12 protein-coding genes are annotated in these 14276 nt (G+C 68.3%); 3 read left to right on the top strand and 9 right to left on the bottom strand.

Annotated elements, in window-relative coordinates; translation table 11 throughout:
- Positions 1-12: 12 nt before the first annotated feature.
- The 4 genes from H4N58_RS10310 to pafA form a co-directional block, all read right to left on the bottom strand.
- Positions 13-981: a YafY family protein gene (locus tag H4N58_RS10310; RefSeq protein WP_167002770.1), complete on the bottom strand. Its 969-nt coding sequence runs from the start codon at positions 979-981 to the stop codon at positions 13-15.
- Positions 978-1940, bottom strand: coding sequence for a YafY family protein (locus H4N58_RS10315; protein WP_167002772.1), 963 nt, complete (start codon positions 1938-1940; stop codon positions 978-980). Before H4N58_RS10315 ends, H4N58_RS10310 begins: the two co-directional genes overlap by 4 nt.
- 99 nt (positions 1941-2039) lie before the next feature.
- Positions 2040-2954 carry an FKBP-type peptidyl-prolyl cis-trans isomerase gene (locus H4N58_RS10320; protein WP_167002774.1) on the bottom strand — a complete coding sequence of 305 codons (915 nt, stop codon included), beginning with the start codon at positions 2952-2954 and terminating at the stop codon, positions 2040-2042.
- Positions 2955-3064: 110 nt separating this feature from the next.
- Entirely contained in the window at positions 3065-4426 is a 1362-nt protein-coding gene (pafA, locus tag H4N58_RS10325) for a Pup--protein ligase (protein WP_167250926.1), read from the bottom strand.
- Positions 4427-4578: 152 nt separating this feature from the next.
- On the opposite strand from pafA, the gene H4N58_RS10330 reads away from it, so the two are divergent.
- Together H4N58_RS10330 and H4N58_RS10335 are read left to right on the top strand one after the other, a co-directional pair.
- Positions 4579-5571, top strand: coding sequence for an ATP-binding cassette domain-containing protein (locus tag H4N58_RS10330; protein WP_167004764.1), 993 nt, complete (start codon positions 4579-4581; stop codon positions 5569-5571).
- A complete protein-coding gene (locus H4N58_RS10335) occupies positions 5568-6404 on the top strand; it encodes an ABC transporter permease (RefSeq protein ID WP_167002778.1) in 837 nt (278 codons plus the stop codon). The genes H4N58_RS10330 and H4N58_RS10335 overlap by 4 nt, the downstream gene beginning before the upstream one ends.
- A gap of 21 nt (positions 6405-6425) precedes the next feature.
- On the opposite strand, the gene prcA is transcribed toward H4N58_RS10335, so the two are convergent.
- The 4 genes from prcA to dop all read right to left on the bottom strand — a co-directional run bounded on the left by prcA (position 6426) and on the right by dop (position 9806).
- Positions 6426-7124 carry a proteasome subunit alpha gene (prcA, locus tag H4N58_RS10340; protein ID WP_167002780.1) on the bottom strand — a complete coding sequence of 233 codons (699 nt, stop codon included), beginning with the start codon at positions 7122-7124 and terminating at the stop codon, positions 6426-6428.
- A 48-nt stretch (positions 7125-7172) separates the two neighbouring features.
- Positions 7173-7988, bottom strand: a complete 816-nt coding sequence (prcB, locus tag H4N58_RS10345; protein WP_167002782.1) for a proteasome subunit beta — start codon at positions 7986-7988, stop codon at positions 7173-7175.
- Positions 7988-8197: a ubiquitin-like protein Pup gene (locus H4N58_RS10350; RefSeq protein ID WP_208322327.1), complete on the bottom strand. Its 210-nt coding sequence runs from the start codon at positions 8195-8197 to the stop codon at positions 7988-7990. Before H4N58_RS10350 ends, prcB begins: the two co-directional genes overlap by 1 nt.
- Before the next feature lie 91 nt (positions 8198-8288).
- Positions 8289-9806, bottom strand: a complete 1518-nt coding sequence (gene dop, locus H4N58_RS10355) for a depupylase/deamidase Dop (protein ID WP_167002784.1) — start codon at positions 9804-9806, stop codon at positions 8289-8291.
- A gap of 61 nt (positions 9807-9867) precedes the next feature.
- Here dop and H4N58_RS10360 point away from each other — a divergent pair, with 61 nt between their 5' ends.
- Entirely contained in the window at positions 9868-10395 is a 528-nt protein-coding gene (locus H4N58_RS10360; protein WP_208322913.1) for an NUDIX hydrolase, read from the top strand.
- Positions 10396-10435: 40 nt separating this feature from the next.
- Here the strand turns inward: H4N58_RS10360 and metH are convergent, their stop codons facing one another.
- Positions 10436-14146, bottom strand: a complete 3711-nt coding sequence (gene metH / locus H4N58_RS10365) for a methionine synthase (RefSeq protein ID WP_243845128.1) — start codon at positions 14144-14146, stop codon at positions 10436-10438.
- Positions 14147-14276: the final 130 nt, after the last annotated feature.

Below are 14276 nucleotides of genomic sequence, written 5' to 3' on the forward strand. Positions count from 1 at the left end.
CGGGCTGAGCCTTCATTCGGCATCGTACGCCGCAAGTGAAGCACGAGTCTCGCTGACTATCTGCTCGGCGAGACGTGTGGGCTCCACCACACGGATATTACCTCCGGCGCGAAGGACGAAGCGCTTGAGCCACGCCTCGTCACCCGTGACGACCTTGATCCGGACCCAACCATCCTCGTCGGTGCCGAGCTCAGTGTGGTCGACATACTCCCGAACCCACAAGGCGTTGGGGTGCAACGCGACCACGGCCTCGTACGCGTCGTCGTGCGGCTGGAACAGTCGGGTGGCGTAGTCGCGGGGCTCGACCCCCTCGTGCTCCGCCACGGCGTCGTCAAGGATCTCGATGCGCTCGACGCGGTCCAGGCGGAAGAGCCGCACGTCGTGCGCGCGGTAGCACCAACCCTCGAGGTAGAGGCGTCCCTCCGCGGTGATCAGCCGCAACGGGTCGACGTCACGGTCGGTCAGCTCGTCGCGTGACTCGACGCGGTACTGGAGGTGGAGTCGGCGTCCCTGGCGCAGCGCCTCAGCGACCCGCTCGTGGACCTGCGACTCGGCGTCCTCGACGAGAACCTCGGCCGCGCCCGCGCCGAGGTCGGCGTCGCCGGTCGCCGCGGTCAGCTTGGCGAGCGCGGACTCCAGCGCCGCCAGATCGCGTCCGGCGACGGTCTCCTTGAGGGCGCGCAGCGCCGTGATCAGCGACGCGGCCTCGTAGCCGTTGAGGCGCAGCGGCCGCTTCAGAAAGTCGGCGTTGTCGATGTAGACGACACCGTCGGCGTTGAGCGCGTCCATGTCCACATCGATCATCTCGCCGGACACCGCCTCGGGTAGTCCGCAGAACCACAGCACGTTGAGGTCCTTGACGATCTGAGCCTTGGGGACCCCGAACAGCTCGGCGACCTCGGTGACGGGAACCCCGTCGTTCGTGCGCAGATAGGGGACGAGTGCGAGCATCCGCTCGATCTGCTTCGCGGACGGGCTCACCGGCTCGACACCTCCAGGACGCGGGCGAGGCGGTCACGGACCTCGGTGCGCAGCTCGGGAGGAGACACGGCGACGGCGTCGGGCCCGTACGAGGCGATGTCGGAGGCCAGCTCGCCGGCCGAGCCGTACGGCACCTCGATCACGTCCCAGCCCTCGTCGCCGGGCTCCTGGGTCGTGGCGCGGCGCCGCAGCCCGAGGCCACGGCCCTTGCGTACGCGTACGACCGCGTCGGACGTGGGCGGGGCGGGAAACAGCGAGGCAGCGATCTCGCGGACGTCCGCGTCGTCCGGCACGTCGAATTCCATTGACGCGCCGGCGGCCTCGACGTCTCCGACGACCCTGCTGAGACGGAAGAGGCGCTGGTCGGCGCGGTCGCGGTCGTAGCCGACGAGATACCAGCGGCCGTGCCACGACACGACGCGCCACGGCTCGACGACCCGCTGGGCGCGTGCGCCATCGGCGCGTTCGTACAGGAAGGTGACGGGGGTACGGGTGACGACCGCGTCCCAGACCGCCTCGAAGGCGGGCTCGCTCGCGGCGAGGCGGGGCTCGACACCGGAGAGCGCGTCGGGATCGACGGGGACGCCTGCGGCGACGAGCTTGCGGAGGGCGACGGCGGTCGCGTCACCGAGGCGCGCGCTCTGCCAGACCCGTGCGGCGACGCCGATCACGGCAGCCTCCGCGGGCTCGAGGTCGATCGGCGGGAGCTCGAAGTCCTCTCGACGGATCCGGTAGCCCGGCTCGACGCCGTGGTAGGACTCGGTCTCCCCCACCTCGATGCGGATGCCGATGGTCCGCAGTGCGTCTTTGTCCCGCTCGAACATCCGGTCGAACGCGGCGTCGGACTGGCCGCGGTAGGGCTCGATGACCTCACGGATGCGGGACTTGGGGAGAGAGGTCGGCGTCACCAGGAGCGCGATGAGGAGGTTCATCAGCCGCTCGGTCGTGCGTGGTGCCACCGGATACTCCTCGTCGGGTCGGACCAGCAGGTCAGCCAACAAACTACATCGTCGGAGAACTACCGTGCCGGACCCGACGAGGAGGACGGGCGCGCGCCGTTACGGCGTGGGCGTGGCCGCCGGTGCGGCCTTCTTCACGAGATCGACCACGAACACGAGCGTGTCGCCGCCGTTGATGCCGCCGTCCGGACGACCGGCTGCACCGTACGCATCGGTGTAAGGGATCGTGATGAGAACGCGGTCACCGATCTTCTTGCCGACGAGGCCGGTGATGAAGCCCGGGATCATCTGGCCCTCCTTGAGCTCGAAGTCGACGGTGCCGCCGGACTTGTACGAGCTGTCGAAGGTCTTGCCGTCACGGCCGTTGACGCCCACGTAGCGGACGGAGACCGAGTCGCCCGCCTTGACGGTCTCAGCCTTCTTGCCCTTGGCGGGCGTGAGGACCTTCGACTCGGTCTTGGCGACGACCAGCGGCGTCTTCTTCAGGGTGATCTTGGGCTCTGCGTCGCCCTTGCCCGAGACGCTGACGTCGGCGATCGTGCCCGTCACCTTGGGTGCCTCCCACTTGGAGAGGACGTCGGCGACGACCAGGAGCGTGTCGTCGGCGTTCTCGCCCTCGGTCTGCCCGAGGTCCTTGCCGGTGAGACCGATCAGGACGCGGGTGCCGTAGGGCTTGCCGACGAGCGCGGGGGCAAGGATGGTGTCCTGGGTGGAGTCGAGCGTGGTGGCGCTGTCGCCTTCGGTCTCGAACGTGCCGCCCATCTCCTTGCCGTCCTTGGCCTGGATGATGACGTACTTCATCGTGGCGTTGTCGCCCTCGGCAACCTTCGGGCCGTCGCCCTCGGTGATGACGCGGCTGGTCATCTCGTCGACCTCGACGCCCTTGGCGTCCTTCACCTCAGGCGCCTCACCGACCTTGCCGGTCACGGTGACGTCATCGAAGGTGCCCGCGTCGGATTCGTCGTCTCCGCCACCACAGGCGGCGGCAGTGAAGACGAGGAGCGGGGCGATCATCAGGGCTGCTAGGCGGCGCACGCGGCGGTACCAATCACTCGGAGTCAGGGCAACGACTGCAACGGTAGCCGACGAACCTCAGAAAACCATGAGGAGTCTGAACGGCTCTCTCACATGCCGTCGATGAGCTTCTGGACGCGCTCGTCGTGCGACCGGAACGGGTCCTTGCAAAGGACGGTGCGCTGGGCCTGGTCGTTGAGCTTGAGATGCACCCAGTCGACGGTGAAATCGCGCCGTCGCTCCTGTGCACGCTTGATGAATTCGCCGCGCAGGCGGGCCCGCGTGGTCTGCGGGGGCTTAGACTTCGCCTCGAAGATCGCCAGGTCGTCGGTCACACGAGCCACCGCCCCTTGACGCTCGAGCAGGTAGTAGAGACCGCGGTCGCGCAGGATGTCGTGGTATGCGAGGTCCATCTGCGCGATGCGCGGGTGGCTCCACGTGAGGTTGTTCTTCTCGCGGTAGCGGTCGAGCAACCGATACTTGATGACCCAGTCGATCTCGCGCTCGACCAGCGACAGGTCCTCGGACTCGACGGCCTTGAGCGTGCGCTCCCACAGCTCCAGCGCCCGTACGGAGACCGAGTTGTCAGGGTCGAACCGGTCGACGAAGGCGCGCGCCTTGGTGAGGTACTCGGACTGGATCTCCAGCGCGGAGAGCTCGCGTCCATTGGCGAGCGCGACCTTGCGGCGCCCCGTCATGTCGTGGGAGATCTCACGGATGGCGCGGATCGGGTTGTCGAGGGTCATGTCGCGCATCGGGATGCCGGCCTCGATCATCTGCAGGACGAGGTGCGTCGTCGCGACCTTGAGCAGCATCGTCGTCTCGCTCATGTTCGAGTCGCCGACGATGACGTGCAGACGGCGGTAGCGCTCGGCGTCCGCGTGCGGCTCGTCGCGGGTGTTGATGATCGGGCGCGAGCGCGTCGTCGCTGACGAGACGCCCTCCCAGATGTGCTCGGCGCGCTGCGAGACGGAGAACATCGCCCCCCGCGGAGTCTGCTGGACCTTGCCTGCGCCGCAGATGATCTGGCGCGACACCAGGAACGGGATCAGGATGTCGGCGATCCGGCTGAACTCGCCGTCGCGAGAGACGAGGTAGTTCTCGTGGCACCCGTACGAGTTGCCGGCGGAGTCGGTGTTGTTCTTGAAGAGATAGATGTCGCCGAGGATGCCGTCCTCGCGCAGCCGCGTCTGGGCGTCAAGCAGAAGCCCTTCGAGGACCCGCTCCCCCGCCTTGTCGTGGGTCACGAGCTCGACGATGTCGTCGCACTCCGGGGTGGCGTACTCCGGGTGGCTGCCGACGTCCAGATAGAGCCGGGCGCCGTTACGCAGGAAGACGTTGCTGCTGCGCCCCCAGGACACGACCCGGCGGAACAGATAGCGCGCCACCTCGTCCGGCGACAGGCGTCGCTGTCCCCGGAACGTGCACGTCACGCCGTACTCGTTCTCGATCCCGAAGATCCGTCGGTCCACGTCACCACCCTATGCCTGAAGTGCGCGGGCCACTGGGACCTGCGCAGCGCCGCATCGATGAGTTATTCGTTCGAGAAGTGTCGTACCCCTGTGCGAGGGTGTTGGTATTCCTAACAGGAATAGTTCGATGAGGCAACGACCGGGTGAGGGACATGGACAGCGGGATCGCGATCGAGACGCAAGAGCTCGTCAAGACGTTCGGAGACAAGCGCGCGGTGGACGGGATCGACCTGCGCGTGCCTGAGGGCGGTGTCTACGGGTTCCTTGGACCCAACGGCGCGGGCAAGACCACGACGATCCAGATCCTGGCGACGCTGCTCAAACCTGACGGCGGCTCTGCAAAGGTCTTCGGGCACGACGTGGCGCGTGACCCTGACTCCGTACGAAGCCTGGTGAGCCTGACCGGCCAGTACTCCTCGGTCGACGAGGACCTCACCGGCCGCGAGAACCTCCAGCTCCTCGGACGCGTGCTCGGGTTCTCTCGCGAGCAGGCGCGCGGGCGGTGCGACGACCTCCTCGAGGCATTCGGCCTGACCGACGCCGCCACCAAGCAGGTCAAGCGCTACTCCGGTGGCATGCGGCGGCGCCTCGACATCGCGGCGAGCATCGTCGTCACGCCCCAGCTGCTGTTCCTCGACGAGCCGACGACGGGCCTCGATCCGCGCAGCCGCAACCAGGTCTGGGACATCGTCCGCGCCCTGACCGCGCGCGGCACGACGGTCCTGCTCACCACCCAGTACCTCGACGAGGCTGACCAGCTCGCGGAGCGGATCGCCGTCATCGACACCGGCCGCATCATCGCCGAGGGCACGAGCAGCCAGCTCAAGGCGTCGGTCGGGTCCGGTGCCCTCCACGTCCACCTGCACGACCCGGCCGACCGCACCCGTGCGATCGACATCCTCACCCGTGCGTTCGGCGACGAGGTGTTCCCCGGCAGCGATCCCGCGGACGTCACGGGTCGCGTCGACGACCGGTCCAAGGTGCCGGCGGCGCTCGCGACGCTGGCTGCTGACGGCGTCGAGCTCGCCGGCTTCAGCTACGGCCAGCCGACCCTCGACGAGGTCTTCCTCGCTCTGACGGGCCACACCGCCGAAGACGCCGAGGTCTCCGTGGAGGCCTCCGACACAGAAGGAGCGGTGGCATGACCACCACGACCACCGACACCCCGATCGTCGCCGAGAAGCTCGACGCCGTCCTCGCCTCCGGGCCGCGCCCGCCGCGCGCCAACGCCGTGACGACGACACTGGCGTTCGGCTGGCGCGCCATCCTCCGGATCAAGCACGTCCCCGAGCAGCTCTTCGACGTGACGCTGTTCCCGATCATCTCGGTGCTGATGTTCACGTACCTGTTCGGCGGAGCCATCGCAGGTTCGACGAGCGCCTATCTCCAGTTCCTCCTGCCAGGCATCCTGGTCCAGACCGTCGTCATGATCACGATGTACACGGGCGTCGCGCTCAACACCGACATCGAGAAGGGCGTCTTCGACCGCATCCGTACGCTGCCGATCTGGCGGCCGTCGGCGCTCGTCGGTGCACTCCTCGGCGACGCCGTCCGCTACACCCTGGCCTCGCTCTTCGTCGTCACGCTCGGTCTGATCCTCGGCTACCGGCCGGACGGCGGCGTCATCGGCGTCCTGCTGGGCGTCGTGGTGCTGATGGTGTTCTGCTTCGCGTTCAGCTGGCTCTGGACATGGGTCGGGCTGCTTGCGCGCAGCCCGCAGTCGGTCATGGGCATCAGCATGATGGTGCTGTTCCCGTTGGCGTTCCTGAGCCCTGTCTTCGTCGATCCCAAGACGATGCCCGAGTGGCTGCAGGCGTTCGTCGAGGTCAACCCCATCTCGCACGCCGTGTACGCCGTTCGTGGTCTCATGTCCGGCGACTCCGTCGGCGACGAGGTCGTGTGGACGTTCATCGCGGCCGCGGTGATGATCGCGATCTTCGCGCCGCTGACCATGCGGGCGTACGGGCGCCGTCGCTGACGTGGTGCGTACGCCTCGAGGTCAGCCTGCGGCGAGCCCGGCTTCGACCTGCGCGTTCGAGATCCGCTTGAACTTGCGGGGCTGGCTGCGGGTACGGTCGAGCACCGCGACCTCGAGCTGGTCAGCGGTGATGGTCCGCGGCGCGGTGTCCTCGTGGCCGAGCGCCTTGGCCGCCAGCACGATCGCACCGTCGAGGTCGAGCCCCGCCGTGTAGTGGTCCTTGAGATAGCCCTCGGCCGACTCCGCCTGCCCACCCATCACGGCGTGGCCCTGGATGTCCGCCACCGAGCCGTCGTACGTCAGCCGGTAGATCTGGTCCAGCTCGGGAGTCGTCCCGACCTCGGCGACGAACAGCTCCACCTCGTACGGCTTCTCGCCGCCGGAGGAGAAGATCGTGCCGAGCGTCTGGGCGTACGCGTTGGCGAGGCCTCGGCCGGTGACGTCGCTGCGGTCGTACGAGTAGCCACGCAGGTCGGCGAGGCGGACGCCGGCGATCCGCAGGTTCTCGAACTCGTTGTAGCGTCCGACGGCGGCGAACCCGATCCGGTCGTAGATCTCGCTGATCTTGTGCAACGCGTTGGACTGGTTCTCGGCGACGAAGAGCACGCCGTCGGCGTACTGGACGACCACGACGCTGCGGCCGCGGGCGATGCCCTTGCGCGCGAAGTCCGCGCGGTCCTTCATCAGCTGCTCGGGCGAGACGTAGAACCCTGCGCTCACGGGATTCCTCTCTGGTTCAGGGACGACGACGGGTGCGGATCAGGAGGGCTACTCGACCGGGGCCGAGGGGCCGTCGGGCCGTGTCATGCGCCCACCGATGACCCGGTCGGCGATCGCGGCCGTCGTGTCGTCCTCATACGCGTGGTAGCCGTCGGCGGTGATGACGGCGACCATCGGGAAGATCCGACGGGTGAGGTCGGGCCCACCGGTCGCGGAATCGTCGTCGGCGGCGTCGTACAACGCCTGGATGCAGGCCGTCACCGCCTCGGTCTCGCTGAGATCGGGACGGTAGAGCTTCTTGAGGGCTCCGCGCGCGAACATCGAACCGGACCCGACCGAGTGGAACGAACGTTCCTCGTTGCGGTTGCCGGTCACGTCGAACACGAAGATGCGGCCGACCTCGGCGTCGAGGTCGTACGCGGCGAACAGCGGCACCACGGCCAGGCCCTGCATCGCCATCGCGAGGTTGTTACGGATGAGCGTCGCCAGGCGGTTGGCCTTGCCATCGGTCGAGAGCGGGATGCCCTCGATCTTCTCGTAATGCTCGAGCTCGAGCTGGAACAGGCGCGTCATCTCGACGGCGATGCCCGCGGTGCCGGCGATGCCGACCGCGGAGAACTCGTCTGCAGGGAAGACCTTCTGGATGTCACGCTGCGCGATGACGTTGCCCATCGTCGCGCGCCGGTCCCCCGCCATCACGACGCCGCCCGGGAAGGTCGCGGCAACGATCGTCGTCGCGTGGGTGATCTGCTGGGTCACCGTCGCTTCTCCGAGCCGCGCGGACGGCAGCAGCTCGGGCTGGTGCCGCGCGAGAAACTCGGTGAACGAGGAGGAACCGGAGGTCAGGAAGGCCTCAGGCAGCATCACTGTCCGCCCTTCTGCACGAAGCTGCGCACGAACTCCTCGGCGTTCTCCTCGAGCACGTCGTCGATCTCGTCGAGGATGGAGTCGATGTCGTCGTCGAGCTTCTCCTTGCGCTCGGCGACGTCCTCCGCGGGCGCGACCTCGACGTCCTCTTCGGACTCGGTGCTCTTGCGTGTGGTCTTGTGTTGCTGTCCGCCGTCGCGTGCCATCACAACCTCCTCGAGTCGGCTGTCGTGCCGTGGTCTCGACCCTATACCGCAGGGGTGACGAGGGGGGTGCGACTTCGCGGGAGACGAACGTCTAGCGCCGGGTGAGCGCGTTGAACAGGTCCTGAGCGGTCTCGCACTCCTCCAGCAGGCGCCCGACGTGCTCGCGCGTGCCTCGAAGCGGCTCCATGGTCGGGATCCGCTGCAGCGTGTCGCGTCCGGGGAGGTCGAAGATCACCGAATCCCACGACGCTGCGGCGACGGCGTCGGGGTAGCGCGACAGGCAGCTGCCGCGGAAGTAGGCGCGGGTGTCCTCGGGCGGCTCGGTGACAGCGCGCTCGATCTCCGCGTCGGACAGCAGGCGCTTCATGCGCCCCGACCGTACGAGGCGGTGGTAGAGGCCCTTCTCCGGGCGCAGGTCGGCGTACTGGAGATCCACGAGGTGCAGCTTGGCGTGGTCCCAGTCGAGGCCGTCGCGCTCGCGGTAGGACTCCAGTAGCGCCAGCTTGGCGACCCAGTCGAGCTCCTCACGCAGCCCCATCGGGTCACTGCCGAGGCGCGTCAGCACCGACTCCCAGCGGTCGAGCACGTCCTTGGTCTGGCCGGCACCGAGGTCGACGGCGTCGTCGGCCTGTTCGACGAACGCGACCGCCTTCTCGAGGTACGCCCACTGCAGGTCGAGCGCGGTGACCGTACGACCGTCGGCGAGGTTGACCGTGGTGCGCAGCGAGGGGTCGTGGGAGATGGCGTAGAGGGCGTTGATCGGCTGGGCGAGCTCGAGACCGCTGCCGAGGAACCCCGCCTCGATCATCGCGAGGACGAGCGAGGTCGTGCCGAGCTTGAGGTAGGCGGAGATCTCGGAGAGGTTGGCATCGCCGATGATGACGTGCAGGCGGCGATACTTCGACGGGTCGGCGTGCGGCTCGTCGCGGGTGTTGATGATGGGCCGCTTGAGCGTCGTCTCCAGGCCGACGCCGACCTCGAAGTAGTCGGCACGCTGGCTGATCTGGAAGCCGCTCTCGGACCCGTCCTGCTGCCGTCCGACCCGACCGGCGCCGCACACCACCTGGCGGGAGACGAAGAACGGCGTCAGATGCTCGACGATCGCGCCGAACGGCACGTCGCGACGCATCAGGTAGTTCTCGTGGGCCCCGTACGAGGCACCCTTGTTGTCGACGTTGTTCTTGTAGAGCAGCAGCCCGGGTGATCCTGGCATCCGCGACGCGAGCTCGGCGCCGCGCTGCATGACGAGCTCGCCGGCCTTCTCCCAGAGGACGACGTCGCGCGGCGTCGTGCACTCGGGCGTCGAATACTCAGGGTGTGCGTGGTCGACGTACAGGCGCGCGCCGTTGGTGAGGATGACGTTGGCGAGCCCGAGGTCCTCGTCGGTGAGCTGGGTCGGGTCGGCGCGGTCGCGGCTGAGGTCGAACCCGCGCGCGTCGCGGAGCGGGTTCTCCTCCTCGAAGTCCCAGCGGGCGCGACGGGTCAGCCCGTGAGCGCTGGCGTACGCGTTCACGACCTGCGTCGACGCCACCATCTGGTTGGCCGTGGGCTGCCCCTTCACCGAGATGCCGTACTCGACCTCGGATCCCATCACCCGTCGCACCGTCATGTCGCCAGCCTAGCCACCGGGGGCCCCTGGCCTGGGATCACGCGCTGTCATGATGGCCGCCATGGACGAGATCGTGGCCTTGTACGACACCGACGGCCTGCCCTGCGGGAGTGCTCCGCGCGCGCTCGTGCGGCGGGACAATCTGCACCACGCGGCGACGGCGGTGGTCGTGCTCGACCCCGACGGGCGGGTGTACGTGCACCGGCGTACGACGACGAAGGACGTCTATCCGGGGATGTACGACGTGTGCGCCGGTGGCGTCCTGCTGGCCGACGAGGGCCCGTACGAGGGGGCCGTACGCGAGGTCGCCGAGGAGCTCGGCGTGTCCGGCGTGCCGCTGGTGCCGATCTTCACCGGCGCGTACGAGGACGCACACACGTCGTACGAGGCGTTCGGCTATCTCGTGGAGGGCTGGAGCGGCGAGGTGCGCTGGCAGCCCGAGGAGGTCGCATGGGGCGGCTGGATGGCGCTGGAGGAAGTCGTCGCGCGGTTGGACGACCCCGACTGGCCGCTCGTCCCCGACTCGCGCGCCCTCGTGGGCCCGTGGCTGCGCGCGAGGGCACAGTCCCCGGGACGTCATACATTCTGAGGGTGCGGAGCCCCGGAACGTATGACGTCCCGGGCGTGCGTTAGTCGTCCTCGGTGCGGTAGCCGAGGTTGGGCGAGAGCCACTTCTCGGCCTCGGCCACCGTCCAGCCCTTGCGCTCGGCGTAGTCCTCGAGCTGGTCGCGGCCGATCCGTCCCAGCACGAAGTACTGCGAGTCGGGATGGGAGAAGTACAGCCCGCTGACGGCAGCACCGGGCCACATCGCCATGCTCTCGGTCAGCTCGATGCCGGTGTTGCGCTCGACGTCGAGGAGCTCCCAGATCGTCCGCTTCTCGGTGTGCTCCGGGCACGCAGGGTAGCCGGGAGCGGGACGGATGCCGGCGTAGCTCTCCTTGATCAGCGCCTCGTTCGTGAGGGACTCGTCGGGCGCGTAGCCCCAGAACTCCTTGCGAACGCGCTCGTGCAGCCGCTCGGCGAACGCCTCGGCCAGCCGGTCGGCCAGCGACTCGAGCAGGATCGCGCTGTAGTCGTCGAGGTTCTTCTTAAACTCGGCGATCTTGTCCGCGGCGCCCAGGCCCGCCGTGACGGCGAAGGCACCGACGTAGTCGCGCAGTCCGGACTCCTTGGGTGCGACGAAGTCGGCGAGGGACTTGCGTGCGGACCCGTTGCGGCCCTCGCCCTGCTGACGTAGCTGGTGCAGCGTCGTGAGCACCTCGGTCCGCGACTCGTCGGTGTAGACCTCGATGTCGTCGCCGGGGACCTGGCTTGCAGGGAACAGCCCGAACACGCCGTTGGCGTGGATCCATTTCTCCGCGATGAGCTGGTCGAGCATCGCCTGCGCGTCCTCGTAGAGCCTGCGGGCGGCCTCCCCCGTCGACGGGTTGTGGAGGATGTCCGGGAAGCGGCCGCGCATCTCCCACGCGTTGAAGAAGGGCTGCCAGTCGATGTACTCGCGCAGCTCCTCCAGCGAATAGTCGGTCAGCGTCCGGACGAGCTGGACGCGCCCGTCGTGACGGTGGTCGCAGCCGGGCCCGGAGCACAGGTCGCGCGCCTGCTGGACGATCATGTGCGGGCGCGGCGGGAGGTAGCCGCTCCACTCGATCGGCGTCGCCTGTGCACGCGCCTCCTCGAGCCGCAGCAGCGGGCGACCGGTCTGCCGTGCGGCGTGACGCTCGCGCAGCGACGCATAATCGGCGTCGGTTTCGGCCAGCAACCCGGGACGTTGTGCGTCGGACAGCAGCGCCGCCACGACAGGGACGGAACGCGAGGCATCCTTCACCCAGAGGACGGGACCGTGGTACTTCTGGTCGACCTTGACCGCCGTGTGCGCGCGTGAGGTCGTCGCGCCTCCGATGAGCAGCGGGATCTCGAAGCCCTGACGCTCCATCTCGCTCGCCAGGTTCACCATCTCATCGAGCGACGGCGTGATGAGACCGGAAAGCCCGATGACGTCGGCGTTCTCGGCCTTGGCGGCGTCGAGGATCTTCTGGGCGGGCACCATGACGCCGAGATCGACGACGTCGTAGTTGTTGCACTGCAGGACGACGCCGACGATGTTCTTGCCGATGTCGTGGACGTCGCCCTTCACGGTCGCCATCACGACCTTGCCGTTGGTGCGCTCGGCGTCGCCCGGCTGCTTCTCGGCCTCGATGTACGGGATGAGGTGCGCGACCGCCTTCTTCATGACGCGCGCCGACTTCACGACCTGCGGGAGGAACATCTTGCCCTCGCCGAACAGGTCACCGACGACGTTCATGCCGTCCATCAGCGGGCCCTCGATGACCTCGATCGGACGTCCGCCACGGGCCGCTATCTCCTGGCGCAGCTGCTCGGTGTCGGACTCGGCGTACGCGTCGATGCCCTTCACAAGGGCATGGGTGATCCGCTCGGACACCGGGAGCGCGCGCCACTCCTCGTTGGCGACCTCCTTGGCCGCACCGTCCTTCGCGAAGTCGCCCGCGATCTCGAGCAGGCGCTCGGTCGCATCCGGCCGACGGTTGAGGACGACGTCCTCGATGCGCTCGCGCAGCACGTCGGGCACCTCCGCATAGACCTCCAGCGCCCCCGCGTTCACGATGCCCATGTCCATCCCGGCGCTGATCGCGTGGTAGAGGAACACGGCGTGGATCGCCTCGCGCACGGCGTTGTTGCCGCGGAACGAGAACGACACGTTGGAGACGCCCCCGGAGACGAGCGCGTACGGGAGGTGCTCCTTGATCCAGCGGGTGGCCTCGATGAAGTCCACGCCGTACTCGGCGTGCTCCTCGATGCCCGTCGCGACCGCGAACACGTTCGGGTCGAAGATGATGTCCTCGGCGGGGAAGCCGACCTCGTCCACGAGGAGCTTGTAGGCCCGCTCGCAGATCTCCTTGCGGCGCTCGAGGTTGTCGGCCTGGCCGTCCTCGTCGAACGCCATCACCACGATGGCAGCGCCGTAACGGCGGCACAGACGCGCGTGCGCGACGAACGCCTCCTCGCCCTCCTTCATGGAGAGGGAGTTGACGATCGGCTTGCCCTGCACGCACTTGAGCCCGGCCTCGATGACCTCCCACTTGGAGGAGTCGACCATCACCGGGACGCGGCTGATGTCGGGCTCGGACGCGATGAGGTTCAAGAACCGCACCATCGCCTCGACGCCGTCGATCATGCCCTCGTCCATGTTGACGTCGATGACCTGCGCGCCGTTCTCGACCTGCTGGCGGGCGACCGTGAGGGCAGAGCCGTAGTCACCGGCCTTGATGAGGTTGCGGAAGCGGGCCGAGCCGGTGATGTTGGTGCGCTCGCCGACGTTGACGAAGAGCGTGTCCTCGACGACGGTCACCGGCTCCAGACCCGCCAGCCGCAGCGCCGGGGTGGTCTCCGGCGGGACGCGTGGCGCCTTGTGCGAGACCTCGCGTGCGATCGCCGCGATGTGCGCGGGTGTGGTCCCGCAGCAGCCGCCGACGAGGTTCACGAAGCCGGCCTCGGCGAACTCGGCGAGGATCGCCGCCGTCTCGTCGGGCGCCTCGTCGTACTCGCCGAAGGCGTTGGGGAGGCCAGCGTTCGGGTAACAGCTGACAAAGGTGTCCGCGACGCGGGCGATCTCGGCGATGTACGGCCGCATCTCCTTGGCGCCGAGCGCGCAGTTGAGTCCGATGAGCAGCGGCTGGGCGTGGCGGACCGAGTTCCAGAAGGCCTCGGTCACCTGGCCTGACAGAGTGCGTCCGGACGCGTCGGTGATCGTGCCCGAGATGATGACCGGCCAGCGGCGCCCGTGGTCGGCGAACACCGACTCGACGGCGAAGATGGCCGCCTTGGCGTTGAGCGTGTCGAAGATGGTCTCGATGACGAGGAGGTCGGCACCGCCGTCGAGCAGACCGCGGGTCGCCGTCGCGTAGGCGGCCACGAGCGCGTCGTACGTGACGTTGCGTGCGCCCGGGTCGTTCACGTCGGGCGAGATGGAGGCCGTGCGCGAGGTCGGGCCGAGCGCCCCGGCGACGTAGCGGGGCCGTCCGCTCGCGGCGGCGACTTCGTCGGCGACCTCACGAGCGAGGCGCGCCGAGGCGTGGTTGAGCTCGTACGAGAGGTCCTCCATGCCGTAGTCGCTCAGCGAGATCGCGGTGGCATTGAAGGTGTTGGTCTCGACGATGTCGGCACCCGCGTCGAGGTACTCACGGTGGATCTCGGCGATGAGCGCCGGCTGGGTCAGCGACAGCAAGTCGTTGTTGCCCTGGACGTCGCGGGGCCAGTCCTTGAAGCGTTCGCCCCGATAGCCGGCCTCGTCAGGACGGTCGCGCTGGATCGCGGTGCCCATCGCGCCGTCGAGCACGAGGATGCGCGACCGGAGCGCTTCACTCAGCTCGGCGGTCGCATCAGGGCGGAGGTTCGCAGTGGCCGACACCCGTTCGAGGATAGTCGAGGTCCGACCACCGGACATAGGGTCC

Source organism: Mumia sp. ZJ1417, assembly GCF_014127285.1.
In the GTDB taxonomy this organism is placed as follows: Bacteria; Actinomycetota; Actinomycetes; order Propionibacteriales; family Nocardioidaceae; genus Mumia.

Coding starts and splice junctions, on each gene's coding strand:
- H4N58_RS10320 (WP_167002774.1), bottom strand. CDS start 2,954: ATGATCGCCCCGCTCCTCGTCTTCACTGCCGCCGCCTGTGGTGGCGGA.
- H4N58_RS10335 (WP_167002778.1), top strand. CDS start 5,568: ATGACCACCACGACCACCGACACCCCGATCGTCGCCGAGAAGCTCGAC.
- metH (WP_243845128.1), bottom strand. CDS start 14,146: ATGGGCACCGCGATCCAGCGCGACCGTCCTGACGAGGCCGGCTATCGG.
- dop (WP_167002784.1), bottom strand. CDS start 9,806: ATGACGGTGCGACGGGTGATGGGATCCGAGGTCGAGTACGGCATCTCG.
- H4N58_RS10350 (WP_208322327.1), bottom strand. CDS start 8,197: ATGGCACGCGACGGCGGACAGCAACACAAGACCACACGCAAGAGCACC.
- prcB (WP_167002782.1), bottom strand. CDS start 7,988: ATGCTGCCTGAGGCCTTCCTGACCTCCGGTTCCTCCTCGTTCACCGAG.
- H4N58_RS10360 (WP_208322913.1), top strand. CDS start 9,868: ATGGACGAGATCGTGGCCTTGTACGACACCGACGGCCTGCCCTGCGGG.
- H4N58_RS10330 (WP_167004764.1), top strand. CDS start 4,579: ATGGACAGCGGGATCGCGATCGAGACGCAAGAGCTCGTCAAGACGTTC.